Annotated in this window: 22 protein-coding genes and 1 pseudogene; 11 read left to right on the forward strand and 12 right to left on the reverse strand. The window is 65.8% G+C overall.

Annotation, left to right across the window (positions count from 1 at the left end):
* Positions 1-23 precede the first annotated feature (23 nt).
* The gene (locus ACPXYO_RS13730) at positions 24-422 is read right to left on the reverse strand and encodes an HIT family protein (RefSeq protein ID WP_423921518.1); all 399 of its coding nucleotides are present in this window, start codon (positions 420-422) and stop codon (positions 24-26) included.
* A 97-nt stretch (positions 423-519) separates the two neighbouring features.
* On the opposite strand from ACPXYO_RS13730, the gene ACPXYO_RS13735 reads away from it, so the two are divergent.
* From ACPXYO_RS13735 to ACPXYO_RS13765, 7 genes are all read left to right on the forward strand, one after another.
* Positions 520-1,134 (forward strand): CDP-alcohol phosphatidyltransferase family protein, encoded by a 615-nt coding sequence (locus tag ACPXYO_RS13735; RefSeq protein ID WP_423921521.1) that lies wholly within the window; start codon positions 520-522, stop codon positions 1,132-1,134.
* Between the two features lie 75 nt (positions 1,135-1,209).
* Positions 1,210-1,611: a glycine cleavage system protein GcvH gene (gene gcvH, locus ACPXYO_RS13740; RefSeq protein WP_420624188.1), complete on the forward strand. Its 402-nt coding sequence runs from the start codon at positions 1,210-1,212 to the stop codon at positions 1,609-1,611.
* Positions 1,612-1,616: 5 nt separating this feature from the next.
* Positions 1,617-2,069, forward strand: a complete 453-nt coding sequence (locus tag ACPXYO_RS13745; RefSeq protein WP_423921525.1) for an FHA domain-containing protein — start codon at positions 1,617-1,619, stop codon at positions 2,067-2,069.
* Positions 2,066-3,001: a MerR family transcriptional regulator gene (locus ACPXYO_RS13750; RefSeq protein WP_423921528.1), complete on the forward strand. Its 936-nt coding sequence runs from the start codon at positions 2,066-2,068 to the stop codon at positions 2,999-3,001. Before ACPXYO_RS13745 ends, ACPXYO_RS13750 begins: the two co-directional genes overlap by 4 nt.
* Before the next feature lie 42 nt (positions 3,002-3,043).
* The gene (locus ACPXYO_RS13755; RefSeq protein ID WP_420624185.1) at positions 3,044-3,568 is read left to right on the forward strand and encodes a bifunctional nuclease family protein; all 525 of its coding nucleotides are present in this window, start codon (positions 3,044-3,046) and stop codon (positions 3,566-3,568) included.
* Between the two features lie 47 nt (positions 3,569-3,615).
* Positions 3,616-4,962: a CapA family protein gene (locus tag ACPXYO_RS13760; protein ID WP_423921531.1), complete on the forward strand. Its 1,347-nt coding sequence runs from the start codon at positions 3,616-3,618 to the stop codon at positions 4,960-4,962.
* 96 nt (positions 4,963-5,058) lie between these two features.
* A complete protein-coding gene (locus ACPXYO_RS13765; RefSeq protein WP_423921534.1) occupies positions 5,059-5,697 on the forward strand; it encodes a MerR family transcriptional regulator in 639 nt (212 codons plus the stop codon).
* A gap of 41 nt (positions 5,698-5,738) precedes the next feature.
* Here ACPXYO_RS13765 and msrB read toward each other — a convergent pair whose 3' ends face one another.
* The 6 genes from msrB to ACPXYO_RS13795 form a co-directional block, all read right to left on the reverse strand.
* Positions 5,739-6,149: a peptide-methionine (R)-S-oxide reductase MsrB gene (gene msrB / locus ACPXYO_RS13770; protein WP_423921536.1), complete on the reverse strand. Its 411-nt coding sequence runs from the start codon at positions 6,147-6,149 to the stop codon at positions 5,739-5,741.
* Positions 6,150-6,197: 48 nt separating this feature from the next.
* Complete coding sequence (locus ACPXYO_RS13775; protein WP_423921539.1) at positions 6,198-6,629, reverse strand: type II toxin-antitoxin system VapC family toxin; 432 nt, start codon at positions 6,627-6,629, stop codon at positions 6,198-6,200.
* Entirely contained in the window at positions 6,616-6,864 is a 249-nt protein-coding gene (locus tag ACPXYO_RS13780; protein WP_420624180.1) for an AbrB/MazE/SpoVT family DNA-binding domain-containing protein, read from the reverse strand. Before ACPXYO_RS13780 ends, ACPXYO_RS13775 begins: the two co-directional genes overlap by 14 nt.
* Positions 6,865-6,932: 68 nt before the next feature.
* Positions 6,933-8,033, reverse strand: coding sequence for an LLM class flavin-dependent oxidoreductase (locus tag ACPXYO_RS13785; RefSeq protein ID WP_423921542.1), 1,101 nt, complete (start codon positions 8,031-8,033; stop codon positions 6,933-6,935).
* Positions 8,034-8,158: 125 nt separating this feature from the next.
* Positions 8,159-9,034: an HNH endonuclease signature motif containing protein gene (locus ACPXYO_RS13790; RefSeq protein ID WP_423921545.1), complete on the reverse strand. Its 876-nt coding sequence runs from the start codon at positions 9,032-9,034 to the stop codon at positions 8,159-8,161.
* A gap of 241 nt (positions 9,035-9,275) precedes the next feature.
* The gene (locus ACPXYO_RS13795) at positions 9,276-9,650 is read right to left on the reverse strand and encodes a hypothetical protein (RefSeq protein WP_423921548.1); all 375 of its coding nucleotides are present in this window, start codon (positions 9,648-9,650) and stop codon (positions 9,276-9,278) included.
* Between the two features lie 76 nt (positions 9,651-9,726).
* On the opposite strand from ACPXYO_RS13795, the gene ACPXYO_RS13800 reads away from it, so the two are divergent.
* The 4 genes and pseudogenes from ACPXYO_RS13800 to ACPXYO_RS13815 all read left to right on the forward strand — a co-directional run bounded on the left by ACPXYO_RS13800 (position 9,727) and on the right by ACPXYO_RS13815 (position 11,871).
* A complete protein-coding gene (locus ACPXYO_RS13800; RefSeq protein ID WP_423921553.1) occupies positions 9,727-10,587 on the forward strand; it encodes an enoyl-CoA hydratase/isomerase family protein in 861 nt (286 codons plus the stop codon).
* 89 nt (positions 10,588-10,676) lie between these two features.
* Positions 10,677-10,973 carry a DUF1330 domain-containing protein gene (locus tag ACPXYO_RS13805; RefSeq protein WP_420624176.1) on the forward strand — a complete coding sequence of 99 codons (297 nt, stop codon included), beginning with the start codon at positions 10,677-10,679 and terminating at the stop codon, positions 10,971-10,973.
* Positions 10,974-11,069: 96 nt separating this feature from the next.
* Positions 11,070-11,387: pseudogene (locus ACPXYO_RS13810) on the forward strand (aromatic ring-hydroxylating oxygenase subunit alpha); the annotation flags it as partial.
* A 121-nt stretch (positions 11,388-11,508) separates the two neighbouring features.
* The gene (locus ACPXYO_RS13815) at positions 11,509-11,871 is read left to right on the forward strand and encodes an SRPBCC family protein (protein ID WP_423921557.1); all 363 of its coding nucleotides are present in this window, start codon (positions 11,509-11,511) and stop codon (positions 11,869-11,871) included.
* Between the two features lie 30 nt (positions 11,872-11,901).
* On the opposite strand, the gene ACPXYO_RS13820 is transcribed toward ACPXYO_RS13815, so the two are convergent.
* The 5 genes from ACPXYO_RS13820 to ACPXYO_RS13840 form a co-directional block, all read right to left on the reverse strand.
* On the reverse strand, positions 11,902-12,984 hold the full coding sequence (locus ACPXYO_RS13820) for a pyridoxal-phosphate-dependent aminotransferase family protein (protein ID WP_420624174.1): 1,083 nt from the start codon (positions 12,982-12,984) through the stop codon (positions 11,902-11,904).
* A 62-nt stretch (positions 12,985-13,046) separates the two neighbouring features.
* Positions 13,047-15,224 (reverse strand): cell wall-binding repeat-containing protein, encoded by a 2,178-nt coding sequence (locus tag ACPXYO_RS13825; protein ID WP_423921561.1) that lies wholly within the window; start codon positions 15,222-15,224, stop codon positions 13,047-13,049.
* A gap of 185 nt (positions 15,225-15,409) precedes the next feature.
* Entirely contained in the window at positions 15,410-17,068 is a 1,659-nt protein-coding gene (locus ACPXYO_RS13830) for a cadherin domain-containing protein (protein WP_423921564.1), read from the reverse strand.
* A gap of 266 nt (positions 17,069-17,334) precedes the next feature.
* Positions 17,335-18,273, reverse strand: coding sequence for an NAD(P)-dependent oxidoreductase (locus ACPXYO_RS13835; protein WP_423921566.1), 939 nt, complete (start codon positions 18,271-18,273; stop codon positions 17,335-17,337).
* Positions 18,270-19,892, reverse strand: a complete 1,623-nt coding sequence (locus ACPXYO_RS13840; RefSeq protein WP_423921569.1) for a class I adenylate-forming enzyme family protein — start codon at positions 19,890-19,892, stop codon at positions 18,270-18,272. Before ACPXYO_RS13840 ends, ACPXYO_RS13835 begins: the two co-directional genes overlap by 4 nt.
* Positions 19,893-19,923: the final 31 nt, after the last annotated feature.

Below are 19,923 nucleotides of genomic sequence, written 5' to 3' on the forward strand. Positions count from 1 at the left end.
CGCAGCGCTAGCGACGCATGCGCTCAGTCGGCCAACGCAGCTCGAATGGCCTCGGCCGGCCCGGCGAGATCGGTGGGATCCGCCATCGGCAGGGCACGGGCGAAGTTCATGTCGGCCATGGAGTTCACCGGGCACACGTGAATGTGACAGTGGGGCACCTCGAAGCCGGCGATGACGAGACCGATCCGCTCGGGCCGAAACGCCCGCATCTGCGCCTCGCCGATGCGGCGGGAGACGTCGAACAGGTGTGCCTGCAATTCGAGCGGGACGTCCAGCCAGTGGTCGATCTCGGCGATCGGCGCCACAAGCGTGTGGCCCGGTGACAGCGGGTTGATGGACAGGAATCCGACGCAGTGTTCGTCCCGCCACACAAACGTCCCGGGCAGCTCGCCTTCGATGATCCGCGTGAACACTGAGCTCATCACGCGCATCCTAAGGACGCGCCGGGCTCAGCACGCGCTACCTCGGCCGCTGCGTTACTGCGGCTCCGCCCCGCGTGGCGTCGGTACTGTGAGACGGATGAGCGGGGCTGCGGAGGGGTCGTTGACCGAGAGTCCCGGGTGGCGGCCCTTCACAGTGCCGAACCTGATCAGCCTGGCTCGACTGTGCTGCCTGCCGTGGTTCGTGTGGCTCGTGTTCGGCGCGGGGGACCGCTGGGCCGCCGCGCTGCTGCTGGGAGCGCTGGGCGCGAGCGACTGGGTCGACGGCTGGGTGGCGCGCCGCTTCGACCAGGTGTCGGAACTCGGCAAGATTCTCGATCCGACGGCCGATCGACTTCTGCTGCTGGTGGCGCTCGTGGCGATGATCGTCGACGGCTCGCTGCCGATCTGGATCGCGGTGCTGGCTCTCGTGCGAGAGGGCGGGGTGGCCGTGGCAGCAGTGGTGTTGGCAGCGGCAGGCGCCCGCAAGATCGACGTGACCTGGTGGGGCAAGACGGGGACATTCCTGATGATGTTCGCCGTGCCGTGTTTCCTGGCAGGTCTGAGCGACATCGCCGCAGCGGACGTGTTTCGTGTGCTGGCCTGGGTGTTTGTGGCAGTCGGACTGCCCATTCACTATTGGTCTGCATTCGGCTATGTGCCCCAGGCGATCACCGCTGTTCGGGAGGGACGCGCCGCCCGGCTGAGCCCCTGAACGCAGTGAGATTGCTGATGAGGGGCTGGGTGCCACGAGTTATTGGTGTGACAGCGATCCGGTAGGTTCACGAGCATGGAGATTCCCGCCGAGCTTCACTACTCGAGCGATCACGAATGGGTGCGCCCCACACAGGGGGGATTGCAGGTGGGCATCACCGATTTCGCACAGGACGCGCTCGGCGATGTCGTGTATGTGGAGTTGCCAGAGATCGGCGCGGTGGTCACCGCCGACGAGGCAATGTGCGAGATCGAGTCGACCAAGTCCGTCTCGGACCTCTTCGCCCCGGTATCGGGAGAGGTTGTCGAGGTGAACGTGGCGCTCGAGGACGAGCCGCAACTGGTCAACGAGTCCCCCTATGGCGACGGGTGGATCTGTGTGATCGCCCCGTCTGATGACGCTGCGCAGGCGCCTGCCGAGATGGAGGCGCTGCTTGACGCCGACGGCTATGCCGCGTTGATCGCCGAGGACGTCTGATCGTCATGGCTGTCACCTGCGGTTCGTGCGGCAAGTCAAGCGCTGACGATGCCCGCTTCTGTTCCGGCTGCGGGAAGCGCTTGGACCCAACCGCCGATGCGCCCACGGAGGTGCTGTCGCCGGTCGGTGCCACCGAGATTCCGCCCTACAGCGGCGCGGCGGAGCTCGTGGTCACGTCAGGGCACCGGTCGGGGACACGATTCGAACTGGCTGGCGATCGGGTCACCGTGGGGCGCCATCCCGACAGCGACGTATTCCTCGACGACATCACCGTGTCGCGGCGCCACGTGATTCTCGAACTGGGGCCCGCCGGTCACATCCTGCGCGACGTGGGCTCGCTGAACGGCACGTATGTCAACGGCAATCGCACTGACGGCGAAGTGACCCTGCGGGGCGGCGACGAGTTGCAGGTCGGCAAGTTCAAGCTGCTGTACCTGGTTTCCTCGGTCGGGCTGTGAGCGCCCAGTCCGAGCCTGAATCCAAGAGAGGGCGGCTGTCGATCGGCGAGGTCGTGTCCTTGCTGCGGCCCGAATTCGGCGATCTGACCGATTCCAAGATCCGATTCCTCGAAGATCGCAAGCTCATCTCGCCGGCTCGCACGTCGGGGGGTTACCGCAGCTTCGGACCCCACGACATCGAGGTTCTGCGCTGGATCCTGGCTCGCCAGCGCGACCAATACCTGCCGCTGGGCATCATCGGGGAACGCATCGATCGAGGCGAGCACCTCGTGGACATCTGGGGCATCGGAGCCGACGATGCCGGCGAATCGCCAACCTCAACTGCTGCTGCTGAATCCGAGCCAGCGGCGGCGCACGAACCAATGGAAGAGGCTGCAACGGCGACGCCAGCTGACAGCGATGCAGCCGAGAGCTCCAGACCGACCGAGGTACAGGCGACTGGCTACCGAACACAGCCGCCGTGGACTGCTCCGGACGACTTGCGAACGTTCAACGCGGCAGAGCTGAGCGCCGAGAGCGGGCTGACTCTGGCCGAGGTTGCCGAGCTGACCGAATTCGGGCTGCTCGTGCCCCTCGACGAAGCCGATGCTGCGGGGTCCCTGCCGCCTGGGGGAGCGGCTGTGCAGGCATCCCTCGGGCTTGAACCGCCCGAACCCCGCTATGGCAGCGGCGCGTTGCTCGTCGCCCGCATCTCACGTGAGTTCTCCACGTACGGCCTGCAGGCCCGCCACTTGCGTGTCATCCGAAATGCCGCGGCGCGCGATGCCGCCATGTTCGAGCAGGGCATACAGCCGGTCCTCCATGCCGGCGGCACATCTGCTGCCCTCGACGCGCAACGCTCCCTCGGGCGCCTGGTGACGCTGTGCGAGCGCTTGCGATCCCAGGTGATGGGGGAGGCGCTGCGCCGCTACTGGCGCGACCCGGGCCCATAACCCGGGCTCATGGCTCACAGGGGCCGAAGTAGTGTTCGTTGCATGGTCGAGATGGAGCTTCTTGGCGTGCAGGTGGAGATGCCCTCGCAGAGCCCGTTGCTGCTGCTGCGTGAAACCGGCGGCTCCCAGCGAGTGCTGCCGGTCGTGATTGACACGCCTGAAGCCCAAGCGATCTACCGCGGCATTGAGCAGATTCGCGTGCCGAGGCCGCTCACGCACGACCTGATGGCGGCCATCTTGGACGTTCTCGGAGCGACCCTCGTCAAGGTCATTGTCACCGACCTGCGCGACCGCACGTTCTTTGCCGAGATGGAGGTCACCATCGGCTCGGCCACCCATACGATCTCCGCCCGGCCAAGTGACGCCGTAGCGCTCGCAGTGCGGGCCGATACTCCTATATTCGCCAGCGAGTCTGTGCTCGACGAGGCGGGTCAGATCATTGAGCTGCCACCTGATCCTCCCACCGATGTCGATCCCGATGAGCTTCTCGACGAGTTCAAGCAATTTCTTGATGATGTGCAGCCCGACGACTTCGGGCCCGCGGCGGAGGCAAGCGACCCAGAGTGAGACGCGGTGACCGGACCGTCGCCGAGGTCCGATCAGCCACTGGACCCATGCAACCGCGAGTTGCTGGGCTTCTCGCGGTGCTGAGCGCAGCGGTGTTTGCCTCACTGGCGGCCTGCAGCGCTCCCAGCGGAGTCCCGACGCAGAGCGAGTCGGCCTCCAGTGCGCCTCCAGCGTCTCTGGCCGACAGCGATGCAGCAGGCACCGATGTGACTGCCACATCGACGGAACCTCTATCGGCGGTGACTCCAACGGTGCCGCCAGCCGCCCGGGTGCAGGTCTCGGTGCCGTCGCACCCCGCCCCCCGTCGAGCACGGTTGGTTTTCACCGGTGATGTTCTGTCGCATGGACCGGTAACCCGGCAAGCACACGCAAACGGCTCGAGTGACCTTCGATACGACTACCGACCGATGTTCGCCCAGGTGCGCGACAGCATTGCCAGCGCGGACCTGGCGATCTGCCATCTCGAGTCTCCGCTGTCTGCCGACAACACTGACCTGAGCGGCTACCCACTCTTCAATGCACCAGGCGACCTCGCAGTTGGGCTCTCCGATGCCGGATACGACGGGTGTTCGGTGGCCTCGAATCACTCTCTGGATCGAGGCATCGACGGCATCACAGCAACGCTGGAGGTGCTGGAGCGTCACGGGCTGGGCCATGCCGGCATGGCTCGAACCCCTGCTGAGGCTGCGATGCCTTCGATCTACGTCGTGAACGGCATCGTCATCGGCCACCTGTCCTACACCTATGGGCTCAACGACATTCCGTTGCCGCCCGACAGAGATTGGGCCGTGGACGTCATTGATCCCGATGCCATCGAGGCCGAGGCTCAGGCTGCAGTGGCTGCAGGAGCTGAATTCGTCATCCTGAGCATCCAGTGGGGCCCCGAATACACGAGTGTGCCCAACGCCAGCCAACGCAGACTCGCCAACAATCTGCTTGCAGACAGCGATATCGACCTCATCGTTGGTTCGCACGCCCATGTGCCCCAACCCATCGGCAAAGTGGGAGACAAGTTCGTGATGTTCGGGCTCGGCAATTTCCTCACGAACCAGTCGCCGCTGTCGTGCAGATCGTGTCCGGCAGCTACAGTCGACGGTGTCCTCGTGGAGGTGGTGCTCGCCGAGACGCCCGCGGGTCGCATCGAGGTAGCTGCACTCGGCGCGACTCCTACGTGGGTGGATCGGCCGCACTACACAGTCGTTGATATTGCCGGGGAACTCGCGGGCGGTATTGGACCGAACCGGCGCGGGGTGCTGGAGCGCTCGTGGCAGCGCACCGCCGGTGTGCTGCGTGCCGAGGGCGTCGACATCGTGATCGAGGGCGACCCCGCAGGCACCCAGGCCATCTCGGGGGCGCCGGACATTCCATCAGCGTGGCCCCTTGCGCTGCGGTGACGCGCCCCCGTACGCTCTGTTGGAGCACAGATCACAACTCGGTAGTTCGCCGGGTGTGATTTGCAAAGCCCTATCTGGACGGGGAAGGAGACACCGATGGCCAACCAGCAGCGAGATTTCTTGCCCGAGCCCGATACCTCCGAGAGCGATGACCTACCGAAGCCGCAGCCCGAGCCTTCCGCCGGATCAGTAGGCGCGATCGTGCCTCCGACAGCCGGCCCTCGCACAGCCGTCGCTGACGAACCGGGTGAATTCTCTGAGGGATTCTTTGGGCCGCAGACTGCGGAACTTGTCGGGATCAGCTACCGCCAGCTCGACCACTGGGCCCGTAAGGGGCTGGTAAGGCCGTCGGTCGCGGAGGCAGCAGGCAGCGGATCGCGCCGCCGCTATTCCTACAACGACCTCGTGGAACTGAAGATCGCCAAGAAGATGCGCGATCAGGGCATCGACCTGAAGTCAATCGCCCGGGCGTTCGACTACCTGCGCAACCAGCTCGGGGGTGAGGTCGCCTCAGCGACCATCGTCATCAGCGGCAGCGACGTGCTGATGGTCGACGACGACCAGGTGCTCAGCCTCCTGCGCCAGGGTCAGGCGGCGATGCTCAATGTGCTGTCGGTGGCAGGCGTTCGCCGAGAGCTGGATGCGGACGTGGTGAAGCTGTTCCCCGACGAGCCCATTGCCGTGCAGCTCAGCTTCGACATCGGAGACGAATCCGACACTGACAGCACCAGCTGACGCCCCGCAAACGTCCCGGGCCGGTGCTCAGTCGGCCCTCTTCAGTCGGGCTCGTCGGTCGGCACGAATTGCAACGACGCCGAATTCATGCAGAAGCGATCGCCCGTCGGCCGCGGTCCGTCGGGAAAGACGTGACCGAGATGAGCCCCGCAGGCCTTGCACATCACCTCGGTACGGACCATGCCGTACGCGCGATCGGCCTCAGTGTCCACCGCATCGCCCGAGACGGGCTGGGTAAAGCTCGGCCAACCAGAACCGCTCTCGAACTTCGTTTCTGAGCTGAACAACTCGGCGCCGCACACCACGCAGCGGTACCCGCCTTCGTCATGGTTGTCCCACGTCTCGCCCGTGAACGGCCGCTCGGTGCCTGCCTCCTGGGTGACGTGGTACTGCATCGGCGTGAGTCGCTCCCGCAGCTCGGATTCGCTGAACGTGACAGGGTCCTCGGTCATGGACACCACGGTAGTGACGCCGCGGCCTGCTCTCGTGCTGATCGCTGTTCAGATGATGTCTAACGAGGGCGTGAGCGACCGGATCAGGGCGGCGGGCCATCGACGGTCGGTGGTCAAGAGTGCATCGGCCTTGTGGACGATGGCGGTTGCGATGACGAAGGCATCGGGGAGCTTCAGCGATGGGTGTTCGGCCCGCAAGCCGGCGGCGGTTCGGGCGACATCGGCATTGGCGTCAAGAACGCCGATCGGGATCGTTGCGAGTGCTGCTTCGAATCGTTCTGTGGCCTTGCTACCGGCCTGTGCTGGGTAGACGAGGCATTCGGCGAAAGCCGTGACCGGCAGCATCAAGCGCTCGGCAACCGACGCTGCTGCCGCGAGCGCATGAGCGGAGGCGTCGTGGTGCGGATTGGCCCGATCGAGGTGACCGATGACCACGCCGGCATCCACGACCACCAGCCCAGTCGCGCTACTCCCACTCACCGCGCAGGACCTCGACAGCGTTCTCTGGATAGATGCCGTCGAAGATTCCGGCAGTCTCGGCGAGCCGGTCGCCGACCCGCTCGAACAGGACACGTCCCGGGCCCAGCGCTCTGCCCTGCAACGAGTCGCCGGCGGTCAGGCCCGCGGCGGCAAACGCCTCAGCCGGGATCGTGACCTGATGCTTCGACGTAATCGTCGTGCGCCCCCGGGGACGTTTCCTTACTTCTCTAGTCATAAGTAAGACTATATCGCTCGAGCCGTGGGCCTCGCGCAGTCGTCGACGCTCCGGTGCAGGGGGCACAGCTACGACGACGTGTTGGCGGGCCCAGTGCCGACGGGCCCTGTGCTGGCGGGTTCAGCACTGACGTTTCGCACGATGTCGATCATCTGGGCGAGCGTGTCCAAGCGATCGATGGCAGTGGGTCCCTCGGGCTGCAGGCGCAAGACGTCCACGCCGGCGTCTCGATACCCGCGCACCTGATCGGTGACCTGTTCGTGGGTCCCCAAGAAATTCGTCTCGGTGATCAGCCGATCCGGAACCGCTGCAGTGGCGGCGGCGCGATCGCCGTCGAGCCACAGGCGCTGCACCTCACGGCACTCCTCCTCGAAGCCCGCCCGGCGGTAGGCGTCGTTGTAGAAGTTGGCCGTGGCCGATCCCATCGCGCCCAGCGTGAAGGCGACGCCGGGACGCCGCGGTTCGATCAGCGCTTCAAGATCGTCACCGAATTCGACGGCGCCCCCGGCCTGGCAGGCCACCGAACCTGGCGCACGCCCGGCCGCCGCGGCCCCCTCAAGCACCTGACCCCAGGTGACCTCGGGACAGCTCGGCACGAAGCACACACCCACCCAGCCGTCGGCAGCCTCACCGGTGTAGCGCAATGACTTGGGCCCAAGGGTCGCGAGCCAGATCTCGATGGTGTCATTGGCGGGTTGGGAGAGACGCAGAGACTTGCCCTGACCGCCCGGCAGTGGGAGGACATGGTGGCGGCCTTCGTGGGAGATCCGCTCGCCGGCGAACGCCTGGCGGCAGATGTCGACGGTCTCGCGCAGCCGCCCCAGCGGGTCGGCGAACGGCACCCCGTGGAGGCCCTCGACGACTTGAGGCCCACTGACGCCGAGTCCCAAGATGAAGCGGTCGCCCGTCATCGCAGCCATTGACAGCGCAGTCATGGCGGTCATCGCCGGGGCGCGGGCCGATATCTGCAGGATGCCGGTGCCGAGCTTCACCCGTTCGGTGACTGCGGCGAGGTACGCCAGCGTGCTGACGCCGTCCATGCCCCACGCCTCGGCCGACCACAAGATGTCCACGCCAAGACGCTCGGCCTCGCGCAGGAACTCGACCTGTTCGTCCCAATCACGCCGCTTGCCCGACGCCGGCCCCCCGAATCCAATGGCTGTGCGCATCAGCGCACCCTAGATGGGCTGTTCGATCAATAAGGTCCGACCAAGGGGGGCTGTCTGTGTTGGTGGCCGAGGCATTTGCGCGGCTCCCAGGCCAGGCGCTCGCTGAGGAACTCGGCGAGAGCGACCTATTCGCGTCGGCGGTTGTAGTCGATGACGAAGCTGGTGGGCGAGGTTCGCCGCAGACAGCCAGGGCTGTCGTGGAGCTGGTGGTGATAGCGGAAACACAACAGTGCGAGATTGTCGATGTCGGTCCGCCCCCTCGCGGGAGCCTTCCACGGGACGATGTGATGGGCCTCACACCAACTGGGTGCCGCTTGACAGATCACGCAACCTCGATCGCGTGCAACGAGGGCACGCCATTGGGCGTCGGCGACGATCAGCAGCTGATTGCGGCGACGCAGCACAGCATCCGTGGGTGACGGAGCGTGCGAGGCGCAACCGGACGTCACGTCTGCGGGCGAGGCCGACCCCCGCCGCGAGGCCGAAGATGCGCCATGGGAATCACACGTGTCGAGTGCTGCACCATCGAACGTCGCAGGCGTCGACAGCGACCCCACGGAGAACGTGGCACCGGCTGGCAGTGCCGAGAGGTGGTCGGGCGCGAGGGGCGGCAGCGGCGCCGGCGGCGTCCAGTCGTTCCGCTCGGCTTGGGCGAACCGCTGAGCCATACCGTCGATGATCGCCTTGAACGCTGCGCCGGTGGCGGGATCCATGAGAGTCGTGGCCTTGGTGAGGCCCTCCGAGGTCTGGGTGATGCTCAGCCGCCGCTGTGCCCGCTGACGGCGATACTTCTCCGCGGGCGTGAGACCCTTGCGGTGTTCGTGCATCCACTCATTTGCGGCTCGACGCGTACGCTCGACATTCGTCGACGCCGCAGTGTCCAGCAGGCGCGAAGCCCCGTCCACGGCATCACCACCTGCGAATCCAGCCGCGCCAACCAGGACGTCAGCGTGCTCCGCGGTGATGCGGCCCTCACCCAGCGCGGCTGCGACATTGGGCATTTCTGCCAGCGCGGAAGCGCGCCCAGCAGCACGCTTCGCCGCCGCCCCAGAGCAGCCAGAAAAACGCCAAAGCACCGCCTCGCAGCCCAACAACCCCGCCCGAACTCTCGAGATCGGCCGGTGACTCGAATGGAAACACGCCCGGTCGCCCGGCCGCATCCGCATCGAAGCTCCCACCCATGACCGTCTCCATCGGTCGACGGCCCGAGACTGAACAGCGGCAGTCAGCAGAGACGGCTGCTCAGACGGGGTGCAGGGTCACGAGGCCGCCGAGCTGGGCGAGGTCTTGCAAGGCCTGGTCGTAGAAGAAGCGCGCCGAGCAAGCGTCACGCGCCCATGCTTCCTCGACCGGAGTCGGGTTGCGCCCAATGGCGCCGATGCTCAGGCCACCCGTTGTCGCAGAGCTGATAGCCGTGCGGTTGCCGATGAGCAGTGCCTCGAGCGCATCACTGCGATCGCCGGGTTCGTCGAAGACAAACATCCGCTCGCCATCTGTCACGAAGGGCGTGACGTAGTACGTCCGGTCACCAGCGGGCGTCTCGGTATCGAGCCGCAGCATGAGCACACCGTCAAAGGGGGCGAACGGTGCTCGGGAGACGTGCGGCTGGTCTGGCACGGCGCGCAGCGTATCCAGCCGCCGCAGATTCGTTAGGTTCGGGGCCACCGACCTGCGAGACCACCGGGGAGTTGCAATGGCACAGCGTCAATCGGGAATAGGCGACACCGAGTACTTCGGATTTGAGACCTCGTTGGCGGACAGCGGTGTCCTGACCGTCACGTTCAATCGACCCGAGGCGATGAACGCCTCGAACGCGCCGATGAAGCGGGACTTGGTCGAACTGCTGACCCAGGCACAGATGGACGACGACGTGCGCGTGCTCGTGTTCACCGGCCAGGGTCGGGCCTTCTGGGCCGGCGACGACCTGCGCGGCTACGAGGAAGCCCATCCGGGCTCCACGGCGCCGATCTTCGGCGGCCACCACAACGCGCCGGGCACCTACAACGGACTGCGGACGATCTCGCAGGCCGTCAACACAGCGGTCCGCCATCTGGACAAGCTGACCGTCGCCGCGATCAATGGCTTCGCCATCCAGACCGGCTTCAGCTTCGCCTTGGCCTGCGACTTCCGCATTGCGGCACGCTCGGCTCGCATGGGTTCTGCAACGCTTCGCTTCGGCCTGCTGCCCGACGAGGGCGGCCAGTGGCTGCTGGTACAGCATCTCGGCGTGGCCCGCGCGACGGACTTCATGATGCGCAAGCGGATCGTCGATGCATCGGTGGCGCATGAGCTGGGCCTGGTCCATGAGGTGGTCGACGACGACCAGTTGCCCGCAGCCACGGCCGAGCTCGCAGCCGAACTGGCCGAGGGCCCCCAGGTGGCGATGCGCATGCTCAAGCGGTCGATCCTGCTGGCGGCGGAGATGACGTGGGAGCAATCTCTCGACGAGATCGCTTCGAAGACCGCAATCACCGATCACCTGCCCGATGCAGCAGAGGGCGTCTCGGCATTCCTGGCCAAGCGGCAACCCGAGTTCAACGACTGGCTCCGCTGAGCCACCAAGAGCCTCGACGAGTCTCCCGCGAGGACCTCCGGTCCCACCCAACTCGCTGAGAGTCGCGGCCAGATGGCATACTGCCGCGCATGGCTGCATATTTCATTGCTCAGTACGTCGTGAAGGACGCCAATGCGTATCGGCAGTACCAGAAGGCGGCAGCGCCCACGGTGCAAGCCGCAGGGGCCAAGCTGGTTGCGTTCGACGCGGCCTCCGAGGTGATGGAGGGCACCCCGCCAGGTCCCCAGACCATTGTCTTGGAGTTCCCCGATACCGAGGCCGCCAAGGCTTGGTACAACTCGCCCGAGTACCAGGAAATCGTCGGCATGCGTCTTGAGAACACCGAGGGTTTCTCCGTCCTGGCACAGTCGTTCAACACCGGCTGAGCCGGAATTCCGGCTGTGAAGCGCGCCGAACAAATCGATCAGATCAAGACGCTGCTCGCGCGCCTCGACTCTGGCACCAACGTCGATGCCGGCGGTGTGCGTTACAACCCCACGTCGGCGTATGCCGATCCAGAACTCGCAGCACTCGAGCAGCGGGAGTTCTTCGATCGATACCCCCAGATCGTCGGGCTGTCGGGCGATCTCCCCGAACCGGGTTCTTTCATGACCTTCGACGAACTGAGCACGCCGATCCTGCTGACGCGCTTAGCATCGGGGGAATTCAAGGCGTTCGTGAATGTCTGCCGGCACCGTGGCGTCGTTGTCGAAACAGCAGAGCGCGGCACCAAGCGGCGTTTTACCTGCCCGTTCCACAACTGGACCTACGACGGCGACGGGACATTGGTGGGATTGCCGAAATCCGACCAATTCGGGGAGCTGGACCGCTCAGAGCTCGGCTTGGTCCCGTTGCCTGCGGTCGAGAAGCACGGCCTGCTGTGGGTGCGACGACTGGGATCTGTGCACCGCCACACTGCCCGTGTACTGGCTGTTCCCGAATGTCCAGTTCATCCCGTCAGGCAGTGTTGTGTACGTGGTCCGTACCTATCCCGACGCCCGGTACCCGGGGCGGCACATCAGCCGCATCTCGTTCTACTTGCGACCTCATGTTTCGCTCAACTCCGACGCCGCTCACTTCGCCGAGGAGGTCGATCGTGGTTTCGGGAACATCATCCGCGATGAGGACTACGCGATGAGCGCCAGCCAGCAGCGCTCAGCCAGCAGTGGGGCGCTCGAGCACGTCGTGTTCGGACGCAACGAGCCGGCAGCATTGCATCACTTCCACAACACCTACCGAGCGGCGCTTGGCAAAGAACTGCTGCCGTTGCATCCGACGCCCTGATCGGGCCTCAGACGAGGCACGGACCGCAGCTCAGGCTGCCACCAGCTCTTCGAGCGCGCCGAGCAGCATCCTGACGTTGCGCATCCGGGCTGTGTGGCCCATACAGCCGATGCGCCACACCTTTCCTGCCACGGGACCCAGCCCGCCGCCCACCTCGATGCCGTAGCGCTCGAGCAGGGTACGCCGCCCGGCGACGTCGTCAAAGCCTGCTGGCAGCGTGACGGTGGTCAGCTCGGGCAGCCGGTGGCCCTCTTGGGCCCACAGCTCGAAGCCCAGTTCCGGCAGGCGGGCGTGCAGCTCATCCCCGCAGGCCTGATGGCGTGCCCAAGCGTTGTGGAGCCCTTCATCAAGCACCGCTCCGAGGCCGGCGTGCAGCGCGTAGAGCATCGAGATCGGGGCCGTGTGGTGGTAGGCGCGAGCGCCCTCCCCGACGACATAGGCCCGGATCATGTTGAGGTCGAGGTACCAGCTCTGGGGCTTGGCCACGAGTGATTCGAGAGCGCGGTCGCTGACAGTGAGGGGGGCAAGGCCCGGTGGCACCCCGAGACACTTCTGGGTGCCGCTGTAAGCGATGTCGGTGCCCCATCCGTCGATGTCGACCGGGATCCCGCCCAACGACGTGACGCAGTCGACGAGCAACAGTGCATCACCCTTGGCCTCACCGAGCGGGGCGATGTCGTTGCGCACACCCGTGGAGGTCTCCGCATGCACAACCGCGATGATCTTGGGCGAGGGGTGCGCGTCGATGAGCCGCTGGGGGTCGATAGCGCGGCCCCACGGCTCCTCGACGGCGACAACATTTGCACCGCATCGTGAAGCGACGTCACACATGCGGGTGCCGAAGACGCCGTTGACACCGATGACGACGGTGTCGGCGGGTTCCACGAAGTTGCAGAAGGCGGCCTCCATGCCTGCCGAACCGGTGGCGCTCACGGGGAACGTCAGCAGGTTCTGGGTCTGCCAGACGGTTCGAAGGCGCGCGTTGATCTCGTCCAGCAGAGCAATGAACTCGGGATCGAGGTGGCCGAGCACCGGTCGGGTGAAGGCCTCGATGACTTCGGGATAGGGGTTGGACGGCCCCGGTCCCATCAGGATGCGGTCGCTGTGCGTCACGGGCCCGCACGGTACCGCTCGAGCGGGGGAGCCGTGACGACACCGGGGCGGACTACGGGCACCTAGTCCCTCGGCAGGATTCCGCGGGCAACGTTGACGGATGTGTGAATCCGGGTCTGGCCGCTGGTGCGTTGCGTCCTGCCGCCCGACGGCAAGAGAGCCGCGATCTCGTTCTGAACGGCGGTGGGAATCGCGTTGGTCCCGCCAATGATGCGAACCAACCTCGGCTGGACGAGTCTGAGAAGTTCTTCTGTTTCGGCCGGCAGCATGCCGGGCGCCGTGTAGACAACGAGGGCGCCCGGCGTGCGCGCCGACAGCGCGGCTGCGACGCCGATGTCGGGCGGGCTCCGGCCGCTGGCCACGATGACGACCCGTTCGTTGGCGGGAAGGGGCGTGGAGTGCTGTTCGAGGTACTGCGCGGCGAGCTGTGCGGTGTGGGTCCGAGAGGTGCCGTTGATGCGCTCGACGCCTGTGTCGGGAGCGGCTGCACGGATCTGGTCCTCGACGGTCTGTGATACCGCTGCCGTGCCACCGACGACGAGGATGCTGTTGGGAGATGTGTCCGCGATGAGCTGACGCAACTCTGCTCCGAGCTCGGCGGTCTCCGTGTAGACGACAGCCGAGTAGGGCAGGCGCGCCGCCAACGTTGCGGCAATGCCGATATCGGGCGGGCTCCATCCATTGACGACGATCAGCACTGCGTCACCCGTACGCGTGCCGTCGAGGGCCAAGCGGGCGGCTCGGACTGACGTCTCGACACCCGTCGCTCCCGTGATGCGCTTGATGTCCGCAAACGGCTCGGAGGCGGCAAGCGACTGGCGCACTGCCTCGGACACGGCGGTCTCACCGCCGATGATCGGAATGAGGTGAACGGTTCGGACGTCGAGGAGCGCCCGGACTGCAGCCGGAAGGCGGTCACCTTCGGTGTAGATGACCGCGGCGCCTGCTGTGCGGGCTGCGAATGCCGCAGCAACTCCGACGTCCGCTGGACTCCAGCCATTGGCAACAAACAGCGTCGTCCCTTCCACGCCGTCGATGCCGCCGCCGCCACCACCGCCACCGGTGGTGTTCAAGCGTGAGCTGCTGATTGTTTGGGAGTTGCTTCCGTTGTCGTTCGACGTAGTCGACGTCGTTGACGAACCGCCGGAGCTGGAAGCCGACTTGACAGGTCCATGGTCGTCGTCATAGACGGCTTCGGCGCGCAGGGAATACCCAGAGTCGCTCCTCGTGACGATGTAGGTGTTCGAGGCGGAGCGGGGAATGGGTGTCCATTCCCCGCTGGAGCGCTTGCGTTGCCACTCCCACCTCAGATTGGCGATGTCGCCGTCGGGGTCGCTCAGTGTCGCTGTCACCGCAGTTCCCGGCGTCGGTTGCGATTCCGACAGTGACACGTTTCCGAATTCATCGAGGTCAGCGACAGTGATCCGGACACGCTGCATGGCCGTGAAGCTGCCATCGGAAACGCGGACGTCGACCTCATAGGTGTTATCGAGATTCGCATCGGCCGGCGCATTGGCGTCCGGGAACTGCTGGAACCTCAGCTCGCGGCGCGTGCTGATCTGAAGATCATCTTCGTCGGGCCCGCCGAGGCTCCAGCTGAGCGCGCTGCGGTCAGGATCGTATGCGCCGAACAAAGCGACCTCTGTGTTGCGTTCGTCGATATGCACGACGCGGGGGCCGGTCAGCACGGGTGCTTGCGGCTGGTCTTGAACAGTGATGGTGACGGGTCGTTGAGCCCTCGCACCCGACGGGTCCGCAGCGTTGACCGTGAGATGAAACGCTTGGCCCGGATATCCGTCGAGCGGCGCATGTGTGCGGATCTGACCTGTTGTCGCGTCGATCCTGAAAGAGCCGTTGCCCACGCCGCTCAGGGAGTAGACGAGGGGATCGTCATCGTCGTCATCGGCGCTGACGGGGGGCCCGACGGCATATCCGGCTGGATCGGTCTCTGGTACCGATCGTTGCGCTGCCGCAGTCGAGTCGAAGTAGGGGGCCGTGTTGCTGGAGGGCTCCGCACGTACCGCGCTGTTCCATGTGAACCGCTCCGTCTTGTTGTCGCCCTCACCGTCGTTGTAGCTGACGTTGACGCGTAGGTATCGGCCCTGGTCGCCCGATGTCGGGTAGTACGAACTTGACGTGGCGTCGCTGATCGTCGACCAGCTGACACGGTTCGACGAGCGTTGCCAACTCCACTGCGTGCCTGTCACGCTGCCGTCGGGATCGCTGAGGCTCAGATGCACCGAGTTGCCTACTTGCGGGTACAGCCCGAAGGGGCGCAGTTCCGGACTCTCGTCGATATTCGAGACCTTGACGGTTACGGCGAGCGAACCGGTGTGGTCGCCGTCGAACGCTTCGACGGTGATCCCGAAGACGTTGTCCCGATTCGCGTCGGCGGCCGACTCGAAATCCGGCGTCTTGGCAAATTTCAGCTGCCGAACGCGTCGATCGCAAAATCAGCGCCGTCGCTCCCCGCGACACTCCACTCGACATCCCCGGACTCAGGATCGTCGACGGAGTACCGACCGATGATCGAGGTCTCATCGGTGTACAGCTCATCTCGCTCGATCGAGGTGTCGCCGCTCACGGTGGGTGCCTCGTTCACGTCCCGCACTCCGATGCGCACCGCCCGCGAGGTGGTCAGCGCGCCATCGGACGCCTCGATGCTGACCTCGTACACGCCGTCGCGGTCAACGTCGCCGGGCTGTTCGAAGTCCGGGGCGCTGTCGAGGCTCAACACACCGTCGTCACCCAGGCTCAGCGATCCGGAGTCGCCGCCGCCGAGTGTCAGGGTCACCGTGGCATTTTCAGGATCGATCGCCCGGTATCGGCCCAGTTCGCCAGAGATGTTCTCCGACAGGCTGACTGCACGGGGGCCCAGCAGCACCGGTGCTTCGTCGATGCCCGTCACGGACACCGCGACCGCAAGCGAGACTGTGTTTGATCCGTCGGATGCCTGGACCAGCAGGTCGTAGCTATTGTCCCCGCCCCGGTCTGTCGGCGACTCGAAGTCAGGCGGAACGGCGAAACGCAGCGCGCCGTGGCTGTCGATTTCGAATGCCCCTCTGTCGACCCCTGCCACCGACCAGGTGATCTCGACGCCTTCAGGATCGACGGCGGAGTAGTAGTTCAGGACGGTGTCGGCGTTCTCGGTTGTTGTTGCGGTGGCCGGACCGGTCACCGTGGGCTCCTCGTCCACGTCGAGGATCGTGACGGTCACGTCGATCGTCGTGTCGGTCGACGTGACCGGTTCCCCGTCGCGGTCAGTGCCGTCGTGCACCGAGACCGTGAAGGAGTGAGTCTCCTGGGATTCCCGATCGAGGGCTGCCGCAACTCGGAGCTGTCCCGACAATGCATCGATCTGGAAATTGCCAGCGTCGGTGCCCCCGAGCGAGTACGTCAGCGGATCGCCGTCGCGATCCACCGCAGCCACGGGCCTGCCCACGGAGGTTCCCACGGTCGCTCCCTCTGAGATGTTGCGCAGTCCGGATTCCGAGGTCCGGAAGATTGGCTTGGCTCGGCAGTACGGGAGCCCGAGCTCGGCGATGTCGTGTTTCGCGACATACGACAACGATCCGGGCACGCAACCAGTCAAATTGTTGTCGGCGAGTCTGAGTTCTTCCAGCTTCACCAGCTTCTCGAGTTCGATGGGGATGTCGCCCGTGAGGTACAGCACCTTGAGGTTGGAGAGATTGCCCAGCTGCGTCGGCAGCGGCTTTCGCAGTTCGTTGCGCGCGAGGTTGAGATGGCGGAGATTGGTGAGAGTGCCGATCGATGCCGGGATGCTTCCGCTGAGGTCGTTCGAGGCCATGGAGATCGTGGTGAGGCCGCTCAAGTTGCCCAGTTCGGTTGGGATCGTGCCGCTCAAACCGGTGCTGCTCAGCCGGAGTTCCGTCACGTGACCGCCCGACATCGTGATGCCCGTCCACCCCGTCATCGCACGTGACGCCGACCAATTGAGCCGGCCCGATCCAGCCAGCGTGGACTTGAGGCCGAGCAGTGTTTCGCAGTCTGCAACGAGGCTGGAGTTGCCAGTGGGATTCGGCACGGCGGTGCCGCTGTTGCACGTCAGGGTCTGGGCCGACACGGAGGGCTCGTGAACCGGCGCTACAACTCCTGCAAATGCCAACACGAACGCCGCGAACGCCAGTCTCGAGCGCTGACGGCGCGTTGAAGCCGCGCCGCGCGAGCCCGAAGTCTGCATGGCGGGTCCCACCAGTCGCGTGGTCAAGAGCCCGACCGCGCGATCAGCAGCCGAGATGACTCAGAGTAGAGAGCCGGATATGAAATGCAGCGGCAATCAGCGGTTGAGGACGGGGTGTCCGCAGTGTGCGCGCACCGAGCTGGATCAGTTCAAACGACGGCTGAGGACCGGTGATCAGGTGGGCGCAGCAGGGCAATGAGGCTGGACGTGTCCCAGCGGCCGCCGCCAAGTTCCCCGATGCGCCTGTAGAACTGGTCAACCAGCGCGGTGACCGGCAACCGAGCGCCGTTGCGCTGTGCCTCGGACAGCACGATGCGGAGGTCCTTGCGCATCCAGTCGACGGCGAAGCCGAAGTCGAACTCGTCGGCCATCATCGTCGTGCCGCGGTTGGACATCTGCCAGGACCCAGCGGCTCCCTGCGAAATCGTGTCCAGTACGGCGTCGAGATCGAGTCCTGCCCGGCGACCGAACTCAAGGCCTTCGGACAGCGCTTGAACCAGCCCGGCAATGCAGATCTGGTTCACCATCTTGGCGAGCTGCCCCGAGCCCGCGGGCCCGATGAGCGTGACAGCCCGGGCGTAGGCGTCGATGACCGGGCGAGCCAGTTCGAAGTGCTCGGCGGCGCCGCCGCACATGACGGTCAGGACGCCGCTGCGCGCGCCCGCTTCGCCGCCCGACACCGGTGCGTCGACAAAGCCCACCCCACGCGCAGCGCCCTCATCAGACAGCTCTCGTGCAAGGTCGGCCGAGGCGGTGGTGTGGTCGACGAGGATCGATCCCTCGCTCATGGCGGCCAAAGCCCCGTCATCGCCGTAGGCGACGGCTCGCACGTCGTTGTCGGCGCCCACGCACATGAACACGATCTCCGCCTCGTCGGCGGCGTTCGAGGGTGTCGTAGCGATTGTTCCGGGGTGTTCGTCGGACCACCGCTGCGCGACGCTCGTGGTGCGATTGAACACGGTGACACGGTGGCCCGCCGCGGCGAGATGGCCGGCCATCGGGTAGCCCATCACGCCGAGCCCGATGAATGCGACGTCGGTGGGCTCTGGCGTGGACTGCGTGGCGTGGTCGGGGGAGTCTTGGCTCATCTTGCGGTCCTCCGGTCGTCGGGTGTTGCCGTGCGGCGCTCCGCCAGCATCGCCTTCACCTCGTGTTTGCGCACTTTGCCCAAGGCGGTGCGAGGCAGCTCGTCGAGCCAGATGACGGCCTTGGGCTGCTTGAACCGCGCAAGCTGACCGTCGAACAGGCGCAGCAGGGCTGCCGCCGTGACATCGTCAGACTCAGCATCGTCAGACTCAGCATCGTCAGACTCAGCATCGTCGGACCCGGCTTCGAGGCCGAGCGCGTCTGCAGACGGTGCTGCACGCACCGCCACGATCACGGGAACTTCGCCCCAACGCTCATCGGGCACTCCCACGACGGTGGTTTCCGCGACGAGGTCGCTCCGGGCGAGCACCTCTTCGAGTTCTGCTGGGTAGATGTTCTCGCCGCCGGAGATGATCATGTCCTTGCGCCGGTCATCGATGAAGATCCAACCGCTGGCGTCAGCGTGACCGACGTCGCCGGTACGGAACCAGCCGTCGGTGAGTGCCTCAGCGGTTGCCAGCGGGTCCCGCCAGTACTCCCGCAGAATGCTCTGGCCGCGTACCCACAGCTCGCCATGCTCGCCAGGCAGCGCATCGGGGCCAGCGTCGGTGACGATGCGCACCTCGCACATCGTCGACGGCTTGCCGCAAGAACCCGGATGGTCGGCCGCTTCGTCGCAGCGCAGGTGTACGGCGATCGGGGCCGTTTCAGTGGAACCGTAGATCTGCCCGACCGGCAGGCCCCGCTCGAAGTACGGCCCGGTGACGGCACTGGGAACAGGTGACGATCCCGTCATGATCCCGCGCAGCGAGCCGAGATCGGCACTCGCGAAGCGCGGGTGAGCGGCAACGGCGGCGAGCGCTGCCGGTACCAGCACCGTCCAGGTGGGCTGCCACTGCTCAACGTCGGAGATAAACAGCCCGGGATCGAAGGCGCGATGGATTAGCACCGCCGCTCCGCCCAGCACCGCCGGGAGCGTCTGGATGTTCAGCCCGCCGACGTGGAACAACGGAATGGCCGTCAGCACCCGATCAGTGCTGGTGAGGTCGTGTGCGTGCGTTGAGTTGACGGCATTGGCAGCCATGGCCGCTTGGTCCAGCAGTGCGCCTTTGGGGTGTCCGGTAGTACCCGAGGTGTATGCCAGCAGCACTGGATGTGCCGGCGTGCCCCGGCGCGCAGGTGCCCCTTCGGTGGCGCTGAAGCCGTGCGGCTCATCAGGCACGACGCGGGTGTCACACTGCGCGCCGATCAATGCTGCGTGCTCTTCGAATTCAGTGTCGACGGCCAGCAGGCTCGGTCCGGCGTGGTCGAGGATCCACCGGTGCTCGGGCGGTGCCAGGCGCGAGTTCAGGGGGAGGTAGATGGCGCCCAGCCAGGAACAGCCGAGCATCAACCTCAGTGCGGCTGGCCGATTCGGACCGAGCCACGCCACGCAGTCGCCCTCGCCGATGCCCGCAGCCGCCAGCCAGCCCGCAGTAGCGACGATCTGGTCGGCGAAGGAGCCATAGGTGTGCTCGACCCCTTCGAATGCGAGAGCGGTCGCGCCCGGGCAGTGGTCGGCCCAGCGTTCGACGCGAGCTGCAAGGTCGGCTCCGGTAGCCAGAGGGCGGGGGTCGCTCACAGTGCTGGCTGGTAGGGACCGGTCGGCAGGC

This window comes from Candidatus Poriferisodalis sp., assembly GCF_965237655.1.
Taxonomy (GTDB): domain Bacteria; phylum Actinomycetota; class Acidimicrobiia; order Acidimicrobiales; family Poriferisodalaceae; genus Poriferisodalis.